21 protein-coding genes and 2 pseudogenes are annotated in these 22,532 nt (G+C 67.5%); 16 read left to right on the forward strand and 7 right to left on the reverse strand.

Translation table 11 applies throughout. The features are described 5' to 3' along the window. Positions 1-6 precede the first annotated feature (6 nt). Both AC5Y39_RS00555 and AC5Y39_RS00560 read right to left on the reverse strand, forming a co-directional pair. On the reverse strand, positions 7-981 hold the full coding sequence (locus AC5Y39_RS00555) for a 1-phosphofructokinase family hexose kinase (RefSeq protein WP_500015791.1): 975 nt from the start codon (positions 979-981) through the stop codon (positions 7-9). Beyond that, positions 978-1,745, reverse strand: a complete 768-nt coding sequence (locus AC5Y39_RS00560) for a DeoR/GlpR family DNA-binding transcription regulator (RefSeq protein ID WP_500016105.1) — start codon at positions 1,743-1,745, stop codon at positions 978-980. The genes AC5Y39_RS00555 and AC5Y39_RS00560 overlap by 4 nt, the downstream gene beginning before the upstream one ends. A 99-nt stretch (positions 1,746-1,844) precedes the next feature. Between AC5Y39_RS00560 and AC5Y39_RS00565 the strand changes: the two genes are divergently transcribed. From AC5Y39_RS00565 to AC5Y39_RS00610, 10 genes and pseudogenes are all read left to right on the forward strand, one after another. Then, positions 1,845-3,533, forward strand: a complete 1,689-nt coding sequence (locus AC5Y39_RS00565; protein WP_500015792.1) for a putative PEP-binding protein — start codon at positions 1,845-1,847, stop codon at positions 3,531-3,533. Positions 3,534-3,584: 51 nt separating this feature from the next. Continuing rightward, positions 3,585-4,610 carry a pirin family protein gene (locus tag AC5Y39_RS00570; protein WP_500015793.1) on the forward strand — a complete coding sequence of 342 codons (1,026 nt, stop codon included), beginning with the start codon at positions 3,585-3,587 and terminating at the stop codon, positions 4,608-4,610. A 99-nt stretch (positions 4,611-4,709) separates the two neighbouring features. Continuing rightward, positions 4,710-5,348 carry a TetR/AcrR family transcriptional regulator gene (locus tag AC5Y39_RS00575; RefSeq protein WP_500015794.1) on the forward strand — a complete coding sequence of 213 codons (639 nt, stop codon included), beginning with the start codon at positions 4,710-4,712 and terminating at the stop codon, positions 5,346-5,348. Between the two features lie 61 nt (positions 5,349-5,409). Next, positions 5,410-6,362: pseudogene (locus AC5Y39_RS00580) on the forward strand (class I SAM-dependent methyltransferase). A gap of 43 nt (positions 6,363-6,405) precedes the next feature. Next, positions 6,406-7,353 (forward strand): class I SAM-dependent methyltransferase, encoded by a 948-nt coding sequence (locus AC5Y39_RS00585; RefSeq protein WP_500015795.1) that lies wholly within the window; start codon positions 6,406-6,408, stop codon positions 7,351-7,353. A gap of 87 nt (positions 7,354-7,440) precedes the next feature. Continuing rightward, complete coding sequence (locus AC5Y39_RS00590; RefSeq protein ID WP_500015796.1) at positions 7,441-8,850, forward strand: aldehyde dehydrogenase family protein; 1,410 nt, start codon at positions 7,441-7,443, stop codon at positions 8,848-8,850. A 25-nt stretch (positions 8,851-8,875) separates the two neighbouring features. Then, the gene (locus AC5Y39_RS00595) at positions 8,876-9,739 is read left to right on the forward strand and encodes an SDR family oxidoreductase (protein WP_500015797.1); all 864 of its coding nucleotides are present in this window, start codon (positions 8,876-8,878) and stop codon (positions 9,737-9,739) included. Between the two features lie 6 nt (positions 9,740-9,745). Next, entirely contained in the window at positions 9,746-10,720 is a 975-nt protein-coding gene (locus tag AC5Y39_RS00600; RefSeq protein WP_500015798.1) for an NADPH:quinone oxidoreductase family protein, read from the forward strand. 151 nt (positions 10,721-10,871) lie between these two features. Beyond that, positions 10,872-11,786, forward strand: coding sequence for an NAD-dependent epimerase/dehydratase family protein (locus AC5Y39_RS00605; RefSeq protein ID WP_500015799.1), 915 nt, complete (start codon positions 10,872-10,874; stop codon positions 11,784-11,786). A 9-nt stretch (positions 11,787-11,795) separates the two neighbouring features. Continuing rightward, on the forward strand, positions 11,796-12,278 hold the full coding sequence (locus AC5Y39_RS00610; RefSeq protein WP_500015800.1) for a DUF456 domain-containing protein: 483 nt from the start codon (positions 11,796-11,798) through the stop codon (positions 12,276-12,278). On the opposite strand, the gene AC5Y39_RS00615 is transcribed toward AC5Y39_RS00610, so the two are convergent. From AC5Y39_RS00615 to AC5Y39_RS00625, 3 genes are all read right to left on the reverse strand, one after another. Next, positions 12,271-13,074 (reverse strand): tyrosine-protein phosphatase, encoded by an 804-nt coding sequence (locus tag AC5Y39_RS00615; protein ID WP_500016106.1) that lies wholly within the window; start codon positions 13,072-13,074, stop codon positions 12,271-12,273. The genes AC5Y39_RS00610 and AC5Y39_RS00615 overlap by 8 nt on opposite strands. Continuing rightward, a complete protein-coding gene (locus AC5Y39_RS00620; protein WP_500016107.1) occupies positions 13,071-14,282 on the reverse strand; it encodes an acyl-CoA dehydrogenase family protein in 1,212 nt (403 codons plus the stop codon). Before AC5Y39_RS00620 ends, AC5Y39_RS00615 begins: the two co-directional genes overlap by 4 nt. Before the next feature lie 127 nt (positions 14,283-14,409). Continuing rightward, the gene (locus tag AC5Y39_RS00625; RefSeq protein WP_500015801.1) at positions 14,410-15,276 is read right to left on the reverse strand and encodes a LuxR C-terminal-related transcriptional regulator; all 867 of its coding nucleotides are present in this window, start codon (positions 15,274-15,276) and stop codon (positions 14,410-14,412) included. A gap of 385 nt (positions 15,277-15,661) precedes the next feature. Between AC5Y39_RS00625 and AC5Y39_RS00630 the strand changes: the two genes are divergently transcribed. The 3 genes from AC5Y39_RS00630 to AC5Y39_RS00640 all read left to right on the forward strand — a co-directional run bounded on the left by AC5Y39_RS00630 (position 15,662) and on the right by AC5Y39_RS00640 (position 17,697). After that, positions 15,662-16,288 carry a response regulator gene (locus AC5Y39_RS00630; protein WP_500016108.1) on the forward strand — a complete coding sequence of 209 codons (627 nt, stop codon included), beginning with the start codon at positions 15,662-15,664 and terminating at the stop codon, positions 16,286-16,288. Between the two features lie 112 nt (positions 16,289-16,400). After that, positions 16,401-17,039 carry a response regulator gene (locus AC5Y39_RS00635; RefSeq protein WP_500015802.1) on the forward strand — a complete coding sequence of 213 codons (639 nt, stop codon included), beginning with the start codon at positions 16,401-16,403 and terminating at the stop codon, positions 17,037-17,039. Between the two features lie 19 nt (positions 17,040-17,058). Further along, positions 17,059-17,697 (forward strand): response regulator, encoded by a 639-nt coding sequence (locus tag AC5Y39_RS00640; RefSeq protein WP_500015803.1) that lies wholly within the window; start codon positions 17,059-17,061, stop codon positions 17,695-17,697. A 6-nt stretch (positions 17,698-17,703) separates the two neighbouring features. Here AC5Y39_RS00640 and AC5Y39_RS00645 read toward each other — a convergent pair. Next, positions 17,704-18,845, reverse strand: a pseudogene (locus AC5Y39_RS00645) (acyl-CoA dehydrogenase family protein). A gap of 19 nt (positions 18,846-18,864) precedes the next feature. Between AC5Y39_RS00645 and AC5Y39_RS00650 the strand changes: the two are divergent. The 3 genes from AC5Y39_RS00650 to AC5Y39_RS00660 are packed head-to-tail and all read left to right on the forward strand — an operon-like array spanning position 18,865 to position 21,697. Continuing rightward, the gene (locus tag AC5Y39_RS00650; protein ID WP_500015804.1) at positions 18,865-19,953 is read left to right on the forward strand and encodes a Re/Si-specific NAD(P)(+) transhydrogenase subunit alpha; all 1,089 of its coding nucleotides are present in this window, start codon (positions 18,865-18,867) and stop codon (positions 19,951-19,953) included. Then, positions 19,953-20,276, forward strand: coding sequence for an NAD(P) transhydrogenase subunit alpha part 2 (locus tag AC5Y39_RS00655; protein ID WP_499913449.1), 324 nt, complete (start codon positions 19,953-19,955; stop codon positions 20,274-20,276). The genes AC5Y39_RS00650 and AC5Y39_RS00655 overlap by 1 nt, the downstream gene beginning before the upstream one ends. After that, positions 20,273-21,697, forward strand: a complete 1,425-nt coding sequence (locus tag AC5Y39_RS00660; protein WP_500015805.1) for an NAD(P)(+) transhydrogenase (Re/Si-specific) subunit beta — start codon at positions 20,273-20,275, stop codon at positions 21,695-21,697. The genes AC5Y39_RS00655 and AC5Y39_RS00660 overlap by 4 nt, the downstream gene beginning before the upstream one ends. Before the next feature lie 3 nt (positions 21,698-21,700). Here AC5Y39_RS00660 and AC5Y39_RS00665 read toward each other — a convergent pair whose 3' ends face one another. After that, entirely contained in the window at positions 21,701-22,519 is an 819-nt protein-coding gene (locus AC5Y39_RS00665) for a glycoside hydrolase family 16 protein (protein WP_500048133.1), read from the reverse strand. Between the last annotated feature and the right edge of the window lie 13 nt (positions 22,520-22,532).

Below are 22,532 nucleotides of genomic sequence, written 5' to 3' on the forward strand. Positions count from 1 at the left end.
TCGGTGCTAGTTGACGGGCTGACGGGAGATCGGGTGCACGGTCACCGCGTCGACGTCGACTTCGTGCGGCGCCGGCAACGCAGACCCGGGCAGCGACGCGGCCGCGCTGCCATAGGCGACGGCCGTGCGTAACCGGTCCGGTGCGTCGGCACCGGCCGCGTCGGCGTACAGATAACCGGCGAGCGAGGCGTCGCCGGCACCCACCGTGCTGCGCACGGCGATCGGGGGAGCGGCCGCCACCCAGGCGCCGGTCCGGTCCACCAGCACAGCGCCGGCAGCGCCAAGAGTCGCGAGCACCGCGCACCCCCCGCGGTCGACGATCTGGCGGGCAGCCGCGACCACAGGCTCTGGATTTCCTTGCGCTGCAGCGCTTTCCATTGCGGCAGCGGATGAACCTGTGATGCTCGCGAGTTCTTCGGCGTTCGGCTTCACCAGATCTGGTGCAGCACTTTCGAAGGAGGACGCCAACGCGGCCAGCGGCTCGTCGGAGGTGTCGACGGCGACGCGACAGTCCAGCGGCGCCAACAGCGACACGACATCGGCATACCAGCCGGGCGGCACGCCCGGCGGCAGCGACCCGGACAGCACCACCCACGATGCCCGCTCGGCGGCCTGCACGACGGCTGCGGTCAACGCGTCGACTGTCGCGGCGTCCAGGGTTGGTCCGCGCTCGTTGAGTTTGGTTGTGCTGCCGTCGAATTCGGTCACGGTGACGTTCATCCGCACTGCTGCGCAACAGGGGATCGCGCGGTAGCTCAGGCCGGTTGAATCCAGTGCTGTCAGCAGAGGATCGCCGGCGGCGACCGGCAGCACTGCGAGCGCGTCGACACCGGCCAGCGTCAGTGTCCGCGCGACGTTGACGCCCTTGCCACCCGCTTCGACCGTTACCGATGCCACCCGGTGCACGGCGCCGCGGACCAGTGGCGAGTCGAGCAGGACGGTCCGGTCGATGCTGGGGTTCGGGGTGACGGTGACGATCATGCGACGACGACCTCGACTCCCCGGTCGACAAACCGGGTGCGGTCGGCGTCGGACAGCTCGGCGTCGGTGACGAGCACGTCGACGCGGTCGATCGGCGCGAAGCTCATCAGGTCTTCCCGGCCGATCTTCGAGGAGTCGGCCACCACGACGACATAGTTCGCGGCGCGGACCATCGCCCGCTTGACTGCCGCCTCGTCACTGTCGGGGGTGGAAAGGCCATGCTCGACGCTGATGCCGTTGGTGCCGATGAACGCGACGTCGACGCGCAGCGTGTCCAGCAGCCGCAATGTCGGTTCCCCGACCGCAGCCTGGGTGAGGCCGCGGACCCGGCCGCCGAGTAACTGCAGCGTGACCGACGGCATGGCGGCCAGCCGGGCTGCGATGGGCACGGAGTTGGTGACGACGACGAACTCGCGGTCTGTGGGCAGCTGCGCGGCGATCCGGCCGGTGGTGGTGCCCGCGTCGAGCAGCACGCTGCCGCCGGTGGCCGGCAGGTAGTCGAGTGCGGCGCGCGCGATCGCGTCCTTGTGGCCTGCGCGGGTGGTTTCGCATTCCACGACGCCGGGCTCGACCACATGCAGGGCGCGGGCGGGGACCGCGCCGCCGTGGACCCGGCGCAGGATGCCGGCGCGGTCCAGCGCGGCGAGATCGCGACGCACGGTTTCGGTGGTGACGTCGTAGGCCTGGGCCAGGTCGGCGACGGACGCCCGCCCCCTGCTCATCACCAGCGAGGCGATGGCCTGCTGCCGTTCTTCCGGATACACCTGCGATCCCTGTGGAGTCATCTGCGATCAATTTGGATATATGTGGTTTTACGCCTGTTTATGTTGACTTGTCAACGGTGTGTTCGTAACCTGGTTCACATGACCGCTTCGTCGCCGCCCACGTCACACACGGTGCTGAGAGGTGTTCCGGTGGTGGGCGGAGTCGCATACGGGCCGGTGATCCGACCTGGGCGGCTGCCGGTGCTGCACGACGTCGACGCGCTTCCCGACGTCGACGAAGCCGACCGGCAAGCCGAGACCGAGCGGTTCACTGCTGCGGCGGCCGCCGTGGCCCGCCGGTTGCGTGATCGCTCGCAGCGCGCCAGCGGCGCGGCGGCAGAGGTGCTGGCGGCCACCGCAGCGCTGGCCCAGGACCGCGCGTGGCTGGCCGCGGCCGAGAAGCGCATCGCCGCAGGCGCCCCGGCAGCGCGGGCCACCGTGCAGGCCGTCGAGCAGTTCGTCGACCTGTTCACCCAGATCGGCGGCCTGATGGCCGAGCGGGTGACCGACCTGCGCGATATCCGCGACCGCGTGGTCGCAGAGCTGTCCGGTCTCGCCGAACCCGGCGTGCCGCAGCCCGCGCAGCCGTCCATTCTGTGCGCCGAGGACCTGGCGCCCGTCGACACCGCCGGACTCGACCCGTCGCTGATCGTCGGGCTGGCCACCACACTGGGCGGTCCGACCAGCCACACCGCGATCATCGCGCGGCAGTTGGGCATTCCGTGCGTGGTAGCGGTCGACGGCCTCGACGACGTCGCTGCCGGGGCAATGGCTCTGGTGGACGGCACCCTGGGCACCGTGACGCTGTCACCGGACGAGGCGGTGGCCGCTGCGGCCGTCGAGAAGGCCCGCCGCGACGCGGACCTCCTTGCCAATTGGTCGGGCCCTGGCGCGACTGTCGACGGACATCCCGTCGCGGTGCTGGCCAACGTGGCGGACGGCGCCGCCGCGCGCGCCGCGCGGCAGACCCCCGCCGAAGGCGTCGGCCTGTTCCGCACCGAGCTGTGCTTCCTCAACCGCGGCCGCGAGCCCTCGGTGGCCGAGCAGACCGCCGTTTACGCCGAAGTGCTGCAAGCGTTTTCCGGGCGCCAGGTGGTGATACGCACGCTGGACGCCGGATCGGACAAGCCCCTGAAGTTCGTCCGGCACCCCGAGGAGGCCAACCCGGCGCTGGGAGTTCGCGGATTCCGGATCGGGCGCGGCAATCCTGGCTTGCTGGAACGCCAGCTGGAGGCGATCGCGGCCGCCGGCGCGCAGACCGGCTGCTCGCCCTGGGTGATGGCGCCGATGATCGCCACGGCGCAGGAGGCCGCATCGTTCGCCGGGCTGGCGCGGTCTTACGGGTTGACGCCCGGGGTGATGATCGAGGTGCCCGCGGCCGCGCTGTTGGCCGACAAGATCCTGGGGCACGTGGACTTCATGTCGATCGGGACCAACGACCTGGCCCAGTACACGATGGCAGCGGACCGGATGTCGGCCGAACTGGCGACGCTCACCGATCCGTGGCAGCCGGCCGTGCTCACGCTGGTGGCCGGCACTGCGCGCGCAGGCGCGCGGGCGGGCAGGCCGGTCGGAGTGTGCGGAGAAGCCGCGGCGGACCCTCTGTTGGCCTGTGTGCTGGTAGGACTGGGCGTCACGTCGTTGTCGGCGGCCGCCGCGGCCGTTGCGGGCGTCGGCGCCAAGCTGGCCTCGGTGTCGCTGCAACAGTGCAGAGATGTCGCCGACGCCGTGCTGGCCACCGACGATCCGACAGCCGCGCGAGCGGCAGCGTTGCACGTTCTCGGCTGACAGGCGAAGAGGTCGGGGAATAGGCCGGACCGCAGTCCGGTTATGCCTGGCATGCCAGCAGTTACCGCAGACACCGTGACATTGCCGACATTGCCGCGCATCCCGGCAGCCCAACTCGGCGACGTGGAACGGCCGGTGCGATCGCTGACCACTGGGCCGCGCGGCTACGAAGGCGAGGGTTTTCCCGTCGTCCGCGCATTCGCCGGTGTGCCCGCCGCCGCGCTCGACCCGTTCGTGCACATGGACCAGATGGGCGAGGTGGAATACCAGCCGGGCGAACCACGCGGCACGTCGTGGCATCCACACCGCGGCTTCGAGACCGTGACGTACATGATCGACGGCAGGTTCGCGCACCAGGACAGCCATGGCGGCGGCGGTCTGATCACCGACGGGGCCACGCAGTGGATGACGGCGGGGTCGGGCATCTTGCACATCGAGACGCCCCCGGCCGAGCTCGTCGAAAGCGGCGGCGTATTCCATGGCGTCCAGTTGTGGGTGAACCTGCCCCGAGCCGCGAAATTTGCATCGCCCAAATACCAGGCCATCGAGGGCAATCAGGTTGCGCTCGTCGCGTCGCATGACGGAGGCGCGCTGGTCCGCATCATCGCCGGCGACATTGGTGACCAGGCCGGTCCCGGCTCGACATACACGCCGATCACCCTGGCGCACGCGACCATCCAGCCGGGTGCTGCGCTGAGCGTGCCGTGGAGCCACGACTTCAACGCGCTGGTGTACGTGCTGTCAGGCCGCGGCGCCGTCGGGCCCGCCGCTCATCCGATCCGACAGGGTCAGCTGGCGGTGCTCGGCGCTGGAGACCGCATCACCGTCGCCGCGGCCCCAGCTCAGGACGGCAACCGGCCCGCAATGGAGGTGCTGCTGCTGGGTGGCAAGCCGATTCGCGAGCCGGTGTTCGCTTACGGGCCGTTCGTGATGAACTCGAAGAGCGAAATCATCCGAGCCCTCGAGGACTATCAAGCAGGCCGGTTCGGCGAGATCCCGTCGAACGCGCTGATGCCGCACCGCGCGTCGCGATCTGGCAAGCGAAACGCAACTGGCGCCGCACAGAAAACCAGCTGATTCTGGCAATTTCCTGCGCATCGGCATCGGATTGGCAGCAAGGTAAATCCCATGCTCGACCGGCGAAGTCTGCAAAAGACCGTATGCGAGAATGCGTGGGTGCCGAAGGCATCCAGGGGGCCGGGCAGACCCCCGGCGGCGAAAGCCGCCGATACGCGTGACCGCATTGTGCGTGCAGCACGAGAGGTCTTCAGCGAACTGGGTTATGACGCGGCGACGTTCCAGGAAATCGCGGTCCGTGCCGACCTGACGCGTCCGGCAATCAACCACTATTTCAAGAGCAAAAAGCTGCTCTACCGCGAAGTGGTCGAGCGGACCAACGAAATGATCGTCGTCGAAAGCATGAAAAAGGCGGTCGACGCGACGACGTTGATCGGTCAGCTCGACAGTTTCATCAGTGCCGCCGTGGGCGCGGATTCAGAAGACCGCTCCGCGGCGGCGTTCCTGGTCACGTCGGTGCTCGAGTCGCAACGCCACCCGGAACTTCGTCGCGACGACCACGACGCGCTGCGCGGTACGCGGCAGTTCCTGACGTGGGCGATCACCGGCGCCATCGAACGTGGCGAGCTCACCACCGATACCCCGGTCGGCCCGCTCGTCGAGATGATGGTGGCCATGTTCTGGGGCCTGGGCTTCTATTCCGGGTTCGTGGGCAGCCACGACGAATTGGAAACGATCACCGACGAGTTCAAATGGCTGCTCGTCGGAAAGCTCTGGCGCTGGAACCCCACCTCGTAGCCGGTGATCTGGGCCACACACCCCATAGCTTCCCTAACTTATTGTGTAGTATGTCTACCAAATGACTGAGCTGCAGACGCCCGCCGACATCGTCTCGTCAGCACGCGCGCCCGGCGACAGCTGGGACATCACCGAGAGCGTCGGCGCAACTGCACTGGGTGTCGCGGCAGCACGGGCCGCAGAAACGGCTCAACCCGATCCGCTGATCCGCGACCCGTTCGCCTATCTTCTGGTGTCGGCCGCCGGCCCGGCGTGGGCCGAACTCGCCGCCGGGACGGCGACGATGTACGGCGACGACGAGCGCGGTCGCGCGATCGATCGATGTCGCGCAGCTACCAGGCCGTCCGGACCCACTACTTCGACGAGTACTTCGGTGCCGCATCCCGCGACGGCATCCGGCAGGTCGTGATCCTCGCGGCCGGCCTGGACTCGCGGGCATACCGGCTGACCTGGCCGTCTGACACCGTAGTGTTCGAGATCGACCAACCCAAGGTGCTCGCCTACAAGGGGAACACCCTCGACGCCCACGGCGCGGTGCCAACCGCAACCCGCTGCGCTGTGCCCGTCGACCTGCGTGACGACTGGCCTGCTGCACTCATCGAGGCCGGCTTCGAGCCTGGTCAGCCGACCGCATGGCTCGCCGAAGGGCTCCTGCCCTACCTTCCCGCCGACGCCGCGGACCGGCTGTTCGAGAACGTGTCAGCGCTCAGTGCACCGGGCAGCCAGATTGCGGTCGAGGCGTTCCGCCCGCACACGTCGCAGACCGAGGAGCAAAGTGCCGCCTGGCGGGAACGCACCGCGCGGCTGCGTCGGCAACTGGGCTTGGACAACGACTTCGAGGCGTTGATCTACCAGGAACCCGACCGCGCCGACGCCGCGCAGTGGCTGACCGAGCACGGCTGGCAGGTCGACGTCGTCGACAGCCACGACGAAATGGCCCGGCTCGGTCGTCCGGTCCCCGAGGAGCTAGTCGACGACAGCGTGTCCAGCACGCTGCTTACCGCCCGGCTCTGACGGGTAGATCTCGCTTCAGACAAGACAATTCAGGAGAGGTTCGATGAGCGCATTGCGCACCGACGACGACACCTGGGACATCGCCACCAGCGTGGGCAGCACCGCGGTGATGGTCGCCGCCGCGCGTGCCGCCGAGACCGCCCGGCCCGACCGGCTGATCAACGACCCGTACGCCGAGGTGCTGGTTGCCGGCGCCGGTACGGGCATCTGGGAGTTCATGCTCGACGACTCGGTGCCGGCCAAGCTCGCCGAAGCCGATCCGGAAGTCGCCGCCGTCTTCGAGCACATGCGCAGCTATCAGGCGGTGCGCACACACTTCTTCGACGAGTTCTTCGCCGATGCGTCGCGCGCCGGCATCCGCCAGATCGTGATCCTGGCATCGGGTCTGGATTCCCGCGCATACCGGCTGGACTGGCCGGCGGGCACCGTCGTGTTCGAGATCGATCAGCCCAAGGTCCTCGAGTACAAGTCCGCGACGCTGGCGGCACACGGCGCCCAGCCGGCCGCGGCGCGCCACGAGGTGCCGGTCGACCTGCGCTACGACTGGCCGGCGGCGTTGCGCGACGCCGGCTTCGACCCGTCGAAGCCCACCGCGTGGCTGGCCGAGGGGCTGCTGATGTATCTGCCCGCCGCCGCTCAGGACCGGCTTTTCGAGCAGGTCACCGAGTTGTCGGCGCCGGGCAGCCGGATCGCGGTCGAGACGGCCGGCCGCCACGCGCCCGAGCGGCGTGCCCAGATGCGCGAGCGCTTCGAACGGGTGCGCGAGCAACTAGGCATGCCGGAAGGCCCCGACATCTCGGACCTGACATACGACGATCCCGACCGCGCCGACGTCGCGCAGTGGCTCGACAGCCACGGCTGGACCGCAACCGCCGAAGCGTCCGACGACGTTCAGCGCCGGCTCGGTCGCCACGTCGACCTCGCGATCAACGACGGCGACACGTTCTCCACGTTCGTCACCGCCCAGCGGGTCCCGTCGGCACAGAACTAGAGCGGCGGGCAGCGGCCCTGCCGCGCCGAACTACGTCGCCAACCGGTTGGTTAGGATCGCGCTCATCCCTTCCAGGAAGGACCGGGCATGACCACCGAATCCGTCGCGTCCGCGCAACAAGCGGCAGCGCCCAGCTCCGAAATCCCCCAAACCGTCGCCCGGCTTCGTCGCACCTTCGCCAGCGGTCGGACCCGTCCGGTCCAGTGGCGTCAGGACCAGCTACGCCAGCTCGAGAAGCTGATGGTCGAGAACGAGCCCGCCATCGCCGACGCGCTGGCCGCTGACCTCGGCCGCAAACCGTTCGAGGCCTGGCTCGCCGACGTCGCCAGCGTGGCCGGCGAAGCGAAGGACGCCGCCAAGAACGTCCGCAAGTGGATGCGGCGCCGGTACCGGTTGCTGGAGCTCTCGCAGCTGCCCGGCCGCGGCTGGGTCGAGTACGAACCGTACGGCACGGTGCTGATCATCGGCGCGTGGAACTTCCCGTTCGCGCTGACGCTGGGTCCTGCCGTCGGCGCGATCGCGGCGGGAAACACCATGGTGCTCAAGCCATCTGAGGTGGCGCCCGCTTCATCGCGGTTGATGGCCGAGCTGGTGGCCCGATACCTCGACAACGATGCGATCGCCGTGATCGAGGGCGACGGCTCGGTGAGCCAGGAACTCATCGCGCAAGGCTTCGATCACCTGCTGTTCACCGGCGGCACGGAGATCGGCCGCAAGGTGTACGAGAGCGCGGCGCCGCACCTGACGCCGGTCACGCTGGAGCTGGGCGGCAAGAGTCCGGTGATCGTGTCGGCCGACGCCGACCTCGACGTGGCCGCCAAACGGATCGCATGGACCAAGCTGCTGAACTCCGGGCAGATCTGCATCGCTCCCGACTATGTGCTCGCCGACGCGAAGATCCGCGACGAGCTCGTCGACAAGATCAAAGACGCGGTCATGACATTCGAGGCCGGCGAGAGCGGCAAACCGATCGTGAACCAACGGCACTTCGACCGCCTGACCACTGCGCTGGCCGCCACCAAGGGCAAGGTCGCAGTCGGCGGCGGCGCGGACGCCGCTGCGTGCCGCATCGAGCCGACCGTCGTCGTCGATCCCGACCCGGCCGAGCCGCTGATGACCGACGAGATCTTCGGCCCGATCCTGCCGGTGCTGACCGTCCAATCACTCGACGAGGCAATCGAATTCGTGAACTCGCGGCCCAAGCCACTGGCCGCCTACCTGTTCACCAAGGCCAAGGCGGTGCGCGAGCGGGTGATCAAGGAGGTGTCGGCGGGCGGCATGCTGGTCAACCACCTGGTCTTCCACTTTGCCACCAACAAGCTGCCGTTCGGCGGCGTCGGTCCCTCCGGAATGGGCGCGTACCACGGTAGGTTCGGCTTCGAGGAATTCAGCCACCGCAAGGCGGTGATGACCAAACCCACCCGCCCCGACCTCACGGCCATGATCTACCCGCCGTACACCGAGAAGGCGTGGAAGCTCGCACGAAAGCTGTTCTGACGCACGTTATTACGAAAGGATACTCATGCCAGGAGTGCAGGACCGGGTCATCGTCGTCACCGGAGCCGGAGGCGGGCTGGGCCGCGAGTACGCGCTGACGCTCGCCCGGGAGGGCGCCAGCGTCGTGGTCAACGACCTCGGCGGCGCGCGTGACGGCACCGGTGCCGGCCACTCGATGGCCGATCAGGTGGTCAACGAGATCAAAGAAGCCGGCGGCCGGGCGGTTGCCAACTATGACAGCGTCGCCGACTCCGACGGTGCGGCGAACATCATCAAGACCGCGCTCGACGAGTTCGGCAAGATCGACGGCGTCGTGAGCAACGCCGGCATCCTGCGCGACGGCACCTTCCACAAGATGTCGTTCGAGAACTGGGACGCGGTGCTGAAAGTGCACCTCTACGGCGGCTACAACGTGATCCGGGCGGCCTGGCCGCACTTTCGCGAGCAGAGCTTCGGCCGCGTGGTGGTCGCGACGTCCACCAGCGGGCTGTTCGGCAACTTCGGGCAGGCCAACTACAGCGCGGCGAAGCTGGGGCTGGTCGGGCTGATCAACACGCTGGCCCAGGAGGGCGCGAAGTACAACATCAAGACCAATGCGGTGGCGCCGATCGCGGCCACCCGCATGACGCAGGACATCCTGCCGCCCGAGGTGTTCGAGAAGCTCACGCCCGAGTATGTCGCGCCGATCGTGGCCTACCTGATGACCGAAGAAGTGCCCGACACCGCGTCGGTGTACATCGTCGGCGGCGGCAAGGTGCAGCGGGTCGCGCTGTTCGGCAACGACGGCGTGACGTTCGACCACGTGCCGTCGGTCGACGAGGTGGCCGCCCACTGGAACGAGATCGACGATTTGTCCGCGGCGAAGCAGGCCAACTTCTCCCTTGGCTAGCATCGCGTGAAAGCGGTTGTCGCCGAGGAGCTTTCGGGTCCGTCCGGGCTGGTCTACCGCGACGTCGAAGACATCGCGGACTACGTCGACGGCGCGGTGGTCATCGACGTGCGGGCGGCCGGTGTGCTGTATCCGGACCTGTTGGTGATCCGCGGCGAGTACCAGATGAAGGCGCCTGCGGGCTTCATTCCGGGCGCGGAGGTCGCAGGTGTGGTGGTCTCTGCTCCGGAGGGGTCGAGCCTCACGCCGGGTGACCGGGTCGCGGCGGTGACCATGAACGGCGGCTACGCCGAGCGGATCGCCGTTGCGCCGGAGAGCGTGTTCCCGACGCCGGCGGCGCTCGACGACGCGGAAGCGGTTGCGCTGCTGCGCAACTACCACACCATGTACTTCGCGCTGGCGCGGCGTGGCGCGCTGCGGCCGGGGGAGACGGTGCTGGTGCTGGGGTCGGCGGGCGGCGTGGGCACAGCGGCGGTCCAGATCGCGAAGGCTCTGGGCGCCAACGTGATCGCTGCGTACCACCGCGCGGAGGCCGCCGGCTACGTCGGATCGCTGGGCGCCGACGTGGTGCTGCCGTTGACCGACGGGTGGCCGCAGGCCGTGCGTGAACACACCGGCGGCCGCGGCGTGAACGTGGTGGTCGATCCGGTCGGCGGTGACGTGTTCGACGACGCGGTTCGCGTGCTGGCGCCCGAGGGCCGGCTGCTGGTGATCGGCTTTGCCGCAGGACGCATCCCGACGGTCAAGGTCAACCGGCTGCTAATGTGCAACGTCGGTGTGCTCGGGGTCGGGTGGGGTGAGTACTTCCTCACCCATCCCGGCGCCGAGCAGCTGTTCGGCTGGGGTGTCAGCCGATTGGTGCAAGCGGGGCTTCGGCCTCCGCCGCCGGTCCGATATCCCTTGTCCAAGGCCGCCGAGGCGCTGCAGCTGCTGGCCGACGGCGGGGTGTTCGGCAAGTTGGTGCTCGAGCCGGCAGGCTGACCGAACTAGTTCGCAAAGATCGCTCCAACGGTTCATGCGCAACCACTGCGAAGTTCGCGATAGTTATCTGGTGCTACCGGGATTCGCCGGGTCGGTTGGCGGCCAGCCATTCCGCGGTCAGCGGCCATAGGCGAGCCAGGGGCGGTCGATCATGAGGGTCTTTGTCACGGGGGCGGCCGGATTCATCGGCTCGTCGTTGGTCGACCGGCTGCTGGCCGACGGCCACCTTGTAGTGGGTATCGACAATCTCAGCACGGGCATCGTCACCAAACTCGACAATGCGTTCCGCTACCCCGACCGCTTCAGCTTCTTCCAGTGCGACGTGCAGGCGCCGGAACTCACCGATCTGGTCGCCGGCACCAATCCGAACGTCGTCTCTCACCTGGCCGCCCAAGCCGACATCGCGGCATCGTTCTGTGATCCTCAATCCGATGCCCGCAACAACGTCCTCGGCACGATCAACCTGTGCGAAGCGTGCCGGCACAACGGAATTCGTCGCATCGTGTATGCCACGTCGGGTGGAAGTGATTGTGAACCGCTCTCGCCGCATGCGGTGGCGAAGATCGCCGGTGCCCTGTACGTGCGCGCCTACGGCGACAAGTACGGACTTGCGACCATCTGCTTGGAGCTTGCCGAAGTCTACGGGCCTCGCCAGAAGCCGCAGGGTGCCGCGGGTGTCATCGCGGCACTGTGCGGCGCCATGATCACCGGCCAGCCCTTCACCGTGTACCGCGACGGCGTGACCGCCCACGACTTCGTCTACATCGACGACGTGGTCGACGCCTTCGTGCGAGCAGGTGCCGCCTCGTCGACGACCGCTGGGACCTACCCGATCGGCACACGCCGCTATGTTTCGGTCACCGAGGCGCGCGAGACGATCTCCGCGGTGCTCGACGACGCCCCCGCCCCGCCCGTCGGCACCGAGAGAACGTCGCCCCAAAACCCCTGTGTCACAGCTGAACTGGGCTGGGCGCCCACCACAGACCTAGCCCAAGGAATCCACCGAACGCTGCGCTGGCTGGAAACCACGTTCCGGTCAGAGCTGCTCGCGCTTGACTGCGTCTAACCTGATTTGGTGGATGCCACAGGCACGCTGCTGCTGGCGCTGGCCATCGCGGTGGGGATCGTCGGAATCGTTGTGCCGCTGCTGCCCGGCCTGCTGCTGGTGTACGCCGCGATCCTGGTGTGGGCGGTGGCCGAGCACACCGTCGTGTCATGGGTGACATTGGCCATCGTCACGCTGGTGGTGGGTGCGGCCACCGCGGTCAAGTACCTGTGGCCCGCGCGCCGGATGCGCCGGGCGCACGTGCCGGCGACGGCTCTGGTTGTCGGGGGACTGCTCGGGGTGATCGGCTTTTTTGTGATTCCGGTGGTCGGGCTGGCGGTGGGATTCGTCCTCGGCGTGTATCTGGCGGAGATCGGCCGATGGCGCGACGGCCGAGCGGCATGGCGGTCGACGGTGCACGCGGTCAAAGCGGTGGCTCTGTCGATGGGTATCGAATTGGCGGGTGCGCTCGTCGCCGCGGCGATCTGGCTTCTCGCCGTCCTGGTCAGCTGAGCAACGCCGCCCGCAGCGCGTCGAGCTCGGCCGGGGAGACGCCCGCGTCGCGCAGGAATCCCTGCAGTGAACCATACGTCTCGGAGATGCTCTTGCGGGCGGCGTGCAGGTACTCTTCGCGCACGCCGAGAACTTCGTCGGTGAGCTTGGCTTCCGCCCACATCGCCGCTTCGGGCGTCACCTCGGAGCCGGCACGTTCGTGGACCATGTCGAGGATCCGTTGCCGCAATTCGGGTACCGCGTCGTTGCTGCGCAGGTAATCGGCGGTCACCGCGTCGCGGTCCACGCCGATGGATTCGAGCACGACAGCGACGGTGAATCCGGTGCGGTCCTTGCCGGCGAAGCAATGGGTGATCACCGGGCGGCCGCTGGCCAGCACCGAAACCACTTGGCGGACAGCCCTTTTCGCGCCACTAAGGGTGGGGAAGCGGCGATACTCCTCGCTCATGTAGCGCACCGCCGACTCCTCCGACGGCTCGTCGCCCGGGGGTTCGGTGAGCATGCGGGTGAACGAATGTTCGTGCGGCGCCTCACCATCCGGGGATTCGGCCAGATCCGGAAACGGCAGCAGGTGGACCGCGACGTCGTCGGGTACGCGGCCGGGACCGCGGCGCTCTACCTCTCGCGGCGAGCGCAGGTCGGCGACGTCGAAGATCCCCAGCTGTCGCAGGACCTTCTGGCCGTCGTCTTCCAGCGCGCTGAGCTCACTGGATCGGAAGAACAGACCCGGGCGAATGCCAGTGGCCTCCGCTACGTCGCGAAAGTTCCAGGCGCCCTTGAGCTCTGGCATCCTCAGGTGACCGCCGCTGCCAACGCGCTCTTCTCACGGCCGATTTCGGCGCGCGCTACGGTGCGCATGTGCACCTCGTCCGGGCCGTCGAAGATTCGCATCGCCCGGTGCCAGCTGTATAGGCGAGCCAGCGGCGTGTCGTCGCTGACACCCGCGCCGCCGTACACCTGGATCGCGCGGTCGATGACGTCGCAAGCCACTTTCGGTGCGACTGCCTTGATCTGGCTGACCAACAGGTGCGCGGCCTTGTTGCCGTACTGGTCGATGGTCCACGCCGCCTTGTGACACAGCAGCCTGGCTTGATCGATCTCGTTGCGAGACTTGGCAATCGATTCGCGGACGACGCCTTGCTCAGCGAGTGGCTTGCCGAATGCCACGCGCTTGCGGGCCCGGTCCACCATCAGCGCCAGCGCGCGCTCGGCGGCACCAAGCGCCCGCATGCAGTGATGGATACGCCCCGGACCCAGCCGCGCCTGCGCGATCGCGAAACCGGATCCTTCCTCGCCGAGCAAGTTCTCGACCGGCACCCGCACGTTGTCGTAGCTCACTTCGGCGTGACCGTGCTGGTCGTGCCAGCCGAACACGGGCAGGTCGCGCACGATCCGCACGCCCGGCGTGTCGATGGGCACGAGAACCATGGACTGCTGTTGATGGCTTGCGGCGTCGGGGGTGGTGCGGCCCATCACGATCAGCAGCTTGCAGCGTGGGTCGGATGCGCCCGACGTCCACCACTTGCGCCCGTTGATGACGTAGTCGCTGCCGTCGCGAACGATGGAGGTCTCGATGTTGCGGGCATCGCTGGAGGCGACCGCGGGCTCGGTCATCGAGAACGCGCTGCGGATCTCACCGTTCAGCAGCGGCTCCAGCCACTGTTTGCGCTGTTGTTCGGTGGCGAACAGGTGCAGGGTCTCCATGTTGCCGGTGTCGGGGGCGGCGCAGTTGGTGACCTCCGGGGCGAGTTCCATGCTCCAGCCGGTGATCTCCGCCAGCGGCGCGTAGTCGGTGTTCGTCAGACCGGACACCGAGGGCAAAAACAGGTTCCACAGCCCCCGCTCGCGGGCGAGCTTCTTCAGATCCTCGACGACCGGTGGCACGGTGTGGTCGTCGGGCCCTTTCTCCAGGCGAAATCGCTCGTACTCGGCTTCGGCGGGAAACACGAACTCGGTCATGAAGGCCGTCAACCGGTCGTGATAGTCCTGAGCCTTGGCCGACATTGCGAAGTCCATCGCCATCCCTTCACCTGCACCCGTCCGGCCCAACGATAGGCCACTCGGTGCCGGGCCCCGGACCGGCGGTCGCGGGCGGGGTCAAGGCCGTTACGGACAGGTGGCGCAGGCGGGGCTACGCCACCACAGGGTCGGCAACGGAGCGGTGCCGGTCGGTGCGGGACAGCGCAGCCGCCTCAGCGCGGCTGCTGACGCCGAGTTTGGTCAACAAGCTGTGCACGTGGTTCTTGACCGTGTGGACGGCGATGCACAGTCGATGTGCGATGTCCCGGTTCGACAGGCCCATTTCCAGCATGCGCAGAATTTCGGCTTCCCGCGCTGTGAGGACGGTGTGCTTGCCGAGCGGCTGTCCCTTCGCGGCCAGCGCCGACAGCCGGCGAAGCAGTATCGCCGATACTCGCGGCGAAACCGACGACTCTCCGGCGGCAACCCTGCGCATCAGCGCCACAAGATCGTCGAATGACTCCGTTCGCAGGTGATAGCCGGCGGCACCGGCCTCCGCGCAGGCCACGATCTGTGCTTCGTCGTCTTCGGACACTCCGAGCACGATCACCCGTGTGCTCTGCCCTACCTCGAGAATCTGGCGCAGCAGTTGGACGCTTTCGTGAGTATCGATGTTCAAAAGGACGACAGCGGGCTCGCACTCTTCGAGGGCGGCGAGCATCGACCACACGTTCCACGCGATAACCGGTGGGACGCCCGATTTCTCGGCGAACTTGCCCGCGAGGGAGTCGAGGTGCAGCATGCAGTCGTCGACGATCAGAACGCCCGTATCGACGTGCGGGCGCTCCGGTGCGGAATGGGACGGGAGCCAACGGTCGGAGGCGGGACGCGCATCCGGGCCGACGGTTTGGTGACGCAGGATGCCCGCCGAGCGCAATCTGCCGTCGGCGGGGATCGCCGGCCGATCTCGGGCCTCGCGTCCGCCGAGTATGCCGGCGGTGAGTCGATCGCCTCGTGGGGGCGCCGCAGTCTCAACCATCATTAGGTCCTTCGCGTTCGGCCGCAATGCGGCGGGGACGAGCCGTACCGGCTCGGCCTCATTGCCGGTCCAGATCGTTGTGTTCACCTTCCGGCATCGCCGCGAGCCTGTCTGTCGGCAAACGGCTGACGGACAGGATGAATCCGGGTTAGCCCTTTGGTCGATCGGGGCTTTGCGCGGGTTCTCCGGCCACGGCATTTGCTGCACGACGCCACCAGCCCAGCAGGCGTTTTCCGAGAGGACCCCATGGATTTCTGGGCTTTTGCTGAACGCAAACGGTCGACTTTTCCACAAGAGGAGTACTCGTCATCCACCGAAAGGATGGCGGTAGTGGCCGATTGGTGGACTGCCGGGGGGACGATTTGCTACTACCGTTGGCCAAGTGATGGTGCGCGTTGTCGTCGCTGACGATCATCCCTTGTACCGCGATGGTGTGGTGCGCGCGCTGGAAGCATGCGGTGCCGTGGACGTCGTTGCTGAAGCGGGTGACGGTGCATTGGCGCTCGAGTTGATCAAGCTACATGAGCCCGACGTCGCCGTGCTGGGCTACCGGATGCCCATCCTGGACGGTACGCAGGTTGCCTCGGCGGTGAGAAGTGAGCAGCTGCGCACGCGCGTGCTGCTCGTTTCCGCGTACGACGAGCCGCCCGTCGTCTACCACGCGCTGCAACAGGGCGCGGCAGGGTCTCTGGCAAAGGAAACCAGCAGAACGGAGATGGTCAACGCGGTGCTGCACTGTGCGAAGGGCCTCAACGTCTTGACGCCCGCCCTGGCCAGCGGTCTGGTGGGAGAAATCCGGCGGCGCGGCGAACCGCAGATGCTGCTGAGTTCCCGCGAGCGGGAGGTGCTCGATCTGATCGCGCGTGGACGCAGTATCGCCGGTATCGCCGAGGACCTGTTCCTGGCGCCATCGACGGTCAAGACACACATCCAGCGCTTGTACGAGAAGCTCAACGTCAGCGACCGCGGGTCGGCCGTCGCGGAAGCCATGCGGCGCGGGTTGGTGGAATAAGCAGCCTCGGCAGTACGGGCCGAAAGTATTTCCTGGCCGTCTCAGACATTCGTTTGCGACAGAGACGACGGCGGTGGGAAACTGTCCGCATCCTACGATCAGCTGCCCCCCGGTGAACGAGTTGGTACGGGTAATCGTCGGCGACGATCACCCGCTCTACCGAGACGGCGTCGTGCGCGCCTTGGTGTCCAGCGGCGCCGTGGAAGTCGTGGCCGAAGCCGCCGACGGCTCGTCGGCACTGGACCTCATCAGGAGCCTTGAACCCGATGTGGCCGTGCTCGACTTCCAGATGCCGGTGCTCAACGGCGCCCAGGTCGCCGCGGCGGTCCGACGCGAAAACCTGCCCACCCGCGTGTTGTTGGTGTCGGCATTCGACGACCCACCGATCGTCTACCACGGGCTGCAACAAGGCGCCGCGGGTTTTCTGGCGAAGGAGAGCAGCAGAAGCGAGATGGTCAACGCGGTGCTCGACTGCGCGAGAGGGCTCGATGTGCTGGCGCCCGCACTGGCCACGGGTCTGGTCGCCGAGATCCGGCGGCGCAACGAAGACACATCTGCATTGCTCACCTCCCGCGAACGCGAGGTGCTGGAGATGATCGCCAAAGGCACCAGCATCGCGGTGATGGCGCGGACGCTCTACGTCGCGCCGTCGACCGTCAAGACCCACGTCCAGCGGCTGTACGAGAAACTCAACGTCAGCGACCGCGGCGCAGCGGTCGCGGAGGCAATGCGCCGAGGGCTGCTGCAATAGCTGTGCCAAGCTTTTTCGCATGACACCCAAGGTGCGGCTGGTGGTGGGCGACGACCACCCGATGTTCCGCGAGGGTGTGGTGCGTGCGCTTTCCACGAGCGGTGAAGTGGACGTGGTGGGGGAGGCCGACGACGGCGCAGCGGCATTCGATCTGATCAAGAAGCACCAGCCCGACGTCGCGCTGCTGGACTACCGCATGCCCAAGATGGACGGCACCCAGGTCGCGGCGGCGGTGCGGCGCGACGAACTGCCCACCCGGGTGCTGCTGCTGTCCGCCCATGACGAGTCCGCGATCGTCTACCACGCGCTGTCCGCAGGGGCGGCGGGCTTCTTGCCGAAGGAGTCGTCGCGCTCACAGATTCTCGCCGCGGTCCTCAACTGTGCGAAGGGTCGCGACGTGGTGCCGCCCGAACTGGCGGAGGGCCTGGCCGCGGAGATCCGGCGCCGCGCCGAGCCGGCCGGGCCCACGCTCACCGCTCGCGAGCGGGAAGTGCTTCGGCTGATCGCCGACGGGTTGACCATTCCCGCGATCGCCAAGCAGCTGTATCTGGCGCCGTCGACCGTGAAGACCCATGTGCAGCGGCTCTACGACAAGCTGGGCGTCGGCGACCGGGCGGCCGCGGTCGCCGAAGCGATGCGCCGCAAGCTGTTGGAGTGACGGCGGCTAGCGTCTGCTCAGCGCCCGGGCGATGACCAGGCGCTGGATCTGGTTGGTGCCTTCGAAGATCTGCATGATCTTGGCTTCGCGCATGTACCGCTCGACCCGGTAGTCGCGGGTGTAGCCGACGCCACCGAACACCTGCACCGCGTCCGTGGTGACTTTCATCGCCGTGTCGGTGGCGATCAGCTTGGCGACGCTGGCCTGGGTGGAATACGGGCGGCCCTGGTCGCGTCTGCGGGCCGCATCGAGGTAGGTCGCCCGCGCGCTGGCCACCGCGGCGGCCATGTCCGCGAGCACGAAGCCCAGGCCCTGATGGTCGATGATCTTGCGCCCGAACGTCGTTCGCTCGTTGGCATAGGCGCATGCCTCGTCCAGCGCCGCCTGCGCCAAACCCACCGCGACAGCGGCGATGCCGAGCCGGCCGGAGTCCAAGGCCGAGAACGCAATTTGCAGGCCTTGGCCCTCCTCGCCGATCAGCCGGTCGGCGTCGAGGCGGGCGTTGTCGTAGAACGCCGACGTGGTGGGCACGGCATGTAGGCCCATCTTCTCCTCGGGTTTGCCGAACGTCAGACCCTCGAGCCCAGCAGGAACCAGAAAACAGGACACGCCCCTTGAGCCGGGTGCGGTGCGAGCGAACAAGACATAGAAGTCGGCCCGGCCACCGTGGGTGATCCACGACTTCGATCCGTTGATCACGTAGCCCCCGTCGACGGGTTTGGCCGCGCAGCGCAACGCCGCCGCGTCGGAGCCGGCCTGCGGCTCCGACAGGCTGTACGCGCCGATCTGCGCACCCGACAGCATGCCCGGCAACCAGCGCTGTTTCTGGTCGTCGGTGCCGAACGTCAACAGCGGATGGCACGCAGGCTGTGCACGCTGACGGCCACCGCGACGGCGGCCCAGCGGGCGGTGATCTCCTCGAGGACCTGCAGGTACACCTCGAACGGCTGACCGCCGCCGCCCCACTCCTCGGGCTGCGGCAGGCTCAGCAACCCGGCCGCGCCGAGTTGGCCGAATACGCCCTCGGGATATGATTCCGCTTTCTCGTGGGCGTCGACGATTGGCGTCAACACCTTGTCGGCAATGTCGCGGACAAGAGTGATGAGGTCAGCCGCCTCCTCGGACGGCAGCAGGCGGTCGACAGGCATGCAGCAACATTAGGGCGACATGACAGAACAGCAGTTGAGCATCGGGGTGGTCCGAGAGTCGGCCGAGGGCGAGCGGCGGGTGGCGCTGGTGCCCAAAGCGGTCAGTGGGCTCGCGGGGCGCGGGCTGGCGGTGGTGGTCGAGGCCGGCGCCGGTGAGGGCGCGTTGCTTCCCGACGACCTGTATACCGAGGCCGGGGCGACGATCGGCGATGCGTGGGCCGCCGACGTCGTGGTGAAGGTGGCGCCGCCGACGGCCGCCGAGGTGAGCCGGCTGCACAGCGGCCAGACCCTGATCGCGTTCCTCGCTCCGCGGGACGCCCACAACCAGGTCGAGGCATTGAAGAAAGCGGGTGTGCAGGCGTTCGCGCTCGAGGCGATCCCGCGGATCTCGCGAGCACAGGCGATGGACGCGCTGTCGTCGCAGGCCAATGTCGCCGGGTACAAGGCGGTGCTGGTGGCCGCCAGCGAGGCGACGCGGTTCTTCCCGATGCTGACCACCGCGGCGGGCACGGTGAAGCCGGCGACCGTGCTGGTGCTCGGCGTCGGGGTTGCCGGCTTGCAGGCGCTGGCCACTGCCAAGCGGCTCGGTGCCCGCACCACCGGTTACGACGTGCGTCCCGAGGTCGCCGAGCAGGTGCGGTCGGTGGGTGCTCAGTGGCTGGACCTGGGGATCGACGCGGCCGGCGAGGGCGGCTATGCCCGCGAGCTGACGGACGAGGAGCGTGCCCAGCAGCAGAAGAAGCTCGAAGAGGCGATCAAGGGCTTCGACGTGGTGATCACCACCGCACTGGTGCCGGGTCGCCCGGCGCCGCGGCTGGTGACCGCCGAAGCGGTGGCCGGAATGGCGCCCGGCAGCGTGGTGGTGGACCTGGCCAGCGAGGCGGGCGGCAACTGTGAGCTGACCGAGCCGGGCCGCACCGTCGTCAAGCACGACGTGACCATCGCCTCGCCGCTGAACCTGCCCGCGACCATGCCCGAGCATGCCAGCGAGTTGTATTCGAAGAACATCACCGCGCTGTTGGAGCTGCTGGTCAAGGACGGCGCGCTGGCGCCCGACTTCGGCGACGAGATCGTCGCGGCCGCCTGTGTCACTCGAGGAGACAACTGATGTACGGGGGACTACTAGCCAATCTGGCGATCCTGGTGTTGTCCGGGTTCGTCGGCTTCGCGGTGATCTCGAAGGTGCCCAACACCTTGCACACACCGCTGATGTCGGGCACCAACGCCATCCACGGCATCGTCGTGCTCGGCGCGCTGATCGTGCTGGGCAATCTCGAACACCCGTCGATCGCGCTGCAGATCATCTTGTTCGTCGCGCTGGTGTTCGGCACGCTGAACGTGATCGGCGGGTTCGTCGTCACCGACCGCATGCTCGGGATGTTCAAGGGCAAGAAGCCGGTGAAGGTCGAGACGAACGGGCAGGGCCGATGAACAACCTGATCGCCGTCCTCTACATCGTCGCGTTCTCGATGTTCATCTACGGCCTGATGGGACTGACTGGGCCGAAGACCGCCGTGCGCGGCAACTGGATTGCGGCGGCCGGCATGGCCGTCGCGGTGATCGCGACGCTGATCCTGATCCGCCACACCACCAACTGGCCGCTGATCATCGCCGGGCTGCTCTTGGGCGTGGTGCTGGGTGTACCGCCGGCGCGCCTGACGAAGATGACTGCGATGCCGCAGCTGGTGGCGCTGTTCAACGGCGTCGGCGGCGGCACCGTCGCATTGATTTCGCTTTCGGAATTCATTGAGACGCATGGGTTTTCGGCATTCACGCACAATGAGGAGCCGACGGCGCACATCGTCGTGGCGTCGTTGTTCGCCGCGATCATCGGCTCGATCTCGTTCTGGGGATCGCTGATCGCGTTCGGCAAACTGCAGGAAACTCTGCCGCAGCGGCCGATCGGCCTGCCCGGCAGAGCACAGCAGGTGCTCAACGCGGCGCTGCTGCTGGGGGCCATTGCCTGTGCGATCGTGGTCGGCCTGGGCGCTCACCCCGACGGCGGCGTTGCGCTGTGGTGGATGATCGGCGTGCTGGCCGCCGCCGGAGTGCTGGGGCTGATGGTTGTGCTGCCGATCGGCGGGGCCGACATGCCTGTGGTGATCTCGCTGCTGAACGCGATGACCGGATTGTCCGCTGCCGCAGCGGGTTTGGCGCTCAACAACACCGCGATGATCGTCGCCGGCATGATCGTCGGCGCCTCCGGCTCGATCCTGACCAACCTGATGGCCAAGGCGATGAACCGGTCCATCCCGGCGATCGTCGCCGGCGGATTCGGCGGCGGTGGAGTGGCCGTCGGTGGTGCAGACGGCGTGGACCGCACGGTCAAGTCGACCTCGGCGGCCGACGCGGCGATTCAAATGGCCTACGCCAACCAGGTGATCGTGGTGCCTGGTTACGGCATGGCGGTGGCGCAGGCGCAGCACGCGGTCAAGGACATGGCCTCGCTGCTGGAGGACAAGGGTGTACCGGTGAAGTATGCGATCCATCCCGTCGCGGGCCGGATGCCTGGGCACATGAACGTGCTGCTGGCTGAGGCCGACGTCGAGTACGACGCGATGAAAGAGATGGACGACATCAACGACGAGTTCGCCCGCACTGACGTCGCGCTCGTCATCGGCGCCAACGACGTCACCAACCCGGCGGCCCGCAACGAGCCGAGCTCGCCGATCTACGGCATGCCGATTCTCAACGTCGACAAGGCGAAGTCGGTGATCGTGCTGAAGCGGTCGATGAACTCAGGCTTCGCCGGCATCGACAACCCGCTGTTCTACAGCGAGGGCACCACGATGCTGTTCGGGGACGCGAAGAAGTCTGTCAGCGAGGTCACCGAAGAGCTCAAAGCGCTGTAGCGGCTACCAGACCCGGATGTAGTCGACCAGCATCTGGGCCGGGTAGGTGCCCGGCCGGGGATCGCCGCCGCCGGAACCGGCAACCGCAAGGTTGAAGATCGGGTACACCTTGTAGGCGGGATTGTTGAACGGCCAGTCCGCCAGCGAGTTCGCCGCAACGGTGAAGTACGGCTGGGCTCCGTCGGTGTAGTCCTTCCAGAACCGCATCCCGGCCTCGTCCCACTGGACGCGCCAGGTGTGCCAGGCGTTGTCGATCGCGATGTTCTGCGTCGCCCACTCGGAGCCGTTCGCCTTCGCGTGGACGGTGGTCGCCGAAGGCCAGTTGCCGTTGCCGTACCACTCGACGACATCGATCTCGCCGTCGGAATCACTGGAAAGCCAGAAGGCCGGCCAGGCGCCCGCCGTCAGACAGTCGAGCTTCATCCGGGCTTCCCAGGTGTGGCCGATGCCGCCTTCCCAGGTGGTGTTGACCTTGCCGCCGTAGTAGGTGTTGCCTTCCTTGAAGGCTTTGATGACGAGGTTGCCGTTGCCGTCGAGGAAGACGTTGCGGCGGTCGTCGCGGTATTGGCCGGCGTTCTCCGGCAGCTCCCAGTACGTGGGGTCCTTCATAGTTTCGCGCGCTTTGGCGATCATCCACTTCGACGGATCCGGGGCCGAACCGGCCGGGCCGTCGAATTCGTCGTGGAAGATGTAGTTCCCCGACTGGCCGCTGGATGGCGCAGCCTTTGCGGTGGGCAGGACGTTCGGCACCGGGGTCGCGGCGACTCCCAGCAGTCCCATCCCGGTCATCAGCATCATGCGACGGCGATTCAATTCGGGCACAGCCCACCATAGA

Source organism: Mycobacterium sp. NGS39 (genome assembly GCF_059812765.1).

Coding starts and splice junctions, on each gene's coding strand:
- AC5Y39_RS00620 (WP_500016107.1), bottom strand. CDS start 14,282: ATGTCGGCCAAGGCTCAGGACTATCACGACCGGTTGACGGCCTTCATG.
- AC5Y39_RS00585 (WP_500015795.1), top strand. CDS start 6,406: ATGAGCGCATTGCGCACCGACGACGACACCTGGGACATCGCCACCAGC.
- AC5Y39_RS00595 (WP_500015797.1), top strand. CDS start 8,876: ATGCCAGGAGTGCAGGACCGGGTCATCGTCGTCACCGGAGCCGGAGGC.
- AC5Y39_RS00660 (WP_500015805.1), top strand. CDS start 20,273: ATGAACAACCTGATCGCCGTCCTCTACATCGTCGCGTTCTCGATGTTC.
- AC5Y39_RS00640 (WP_500015803.1), top strand. CDS start 17,059: ATGACACCCAAGGTGCGGCTGGTGGTGGGCGACGACCACCCGATGTTC.
- AC5Y39_RS00565 (WP_500015792.1), top strand. CDS start 1,845: ATGACCGCTTCGTCGCCGCCCACGTCACACACGGTGCTGAGAGGTGTT.
- AC5Y39_RS00605 (WP_500015799.1), top strand. CDS start 10,872: ATGAGGGTCTTTGTCACGGGGGCGGCCGGATTCATCGGCTCGTCGTTG.
- AC5Y39_RS00650 (WP_500015804.1), top strand. CDS start 18,865: ATGACAGAACAGCAGTTGAGCATCGGGGTGGTCCGAGAGTCGGCCGAG.
- AC5Y39_RS00630 (WP_500016108.1), top strand. CDS start 15,662: ATGGTGCGCGTTGTCGTCGCTGACGATCATCCCTTGTACCGCGATGGT.
- AC5Y39_RS00555 (WP_500015791.1), bottom strand. CDS start 981: ATGATCGTCACCGTCACCCCGAACCCCAGCATCGACCGGACCGTCCTG.
- AC5Y39_RS00570 (WP_500015793.1), top strand. CDS start 3,585: ATGCCAGCAGTTACCGCAGACACCGTGACATTGCCGACATTGCCGCGC.
- AC5Y39_RS00655 (WP_499913449.1), top strand. CDS start 19,953: ATGTACGGGGGACTACTAGCCAATCTGGCGATCCTGGTGTTGTCCGGG.
- AC5Y39_RS00590 (WP_500015796.1), top strand. CDS start 7,441: ATGACCACCGAATCCGTCGCGTCCGCGCAACAAGCGGCAGCGCCCAGC.
- AC5Y39_RS00625 (WP_500015801.1), bottom strand. CDS start 15,276: ATGGTTGAGACTGCGGCGCCCCCACGAGGCGATCGACTCACCGCCGGC.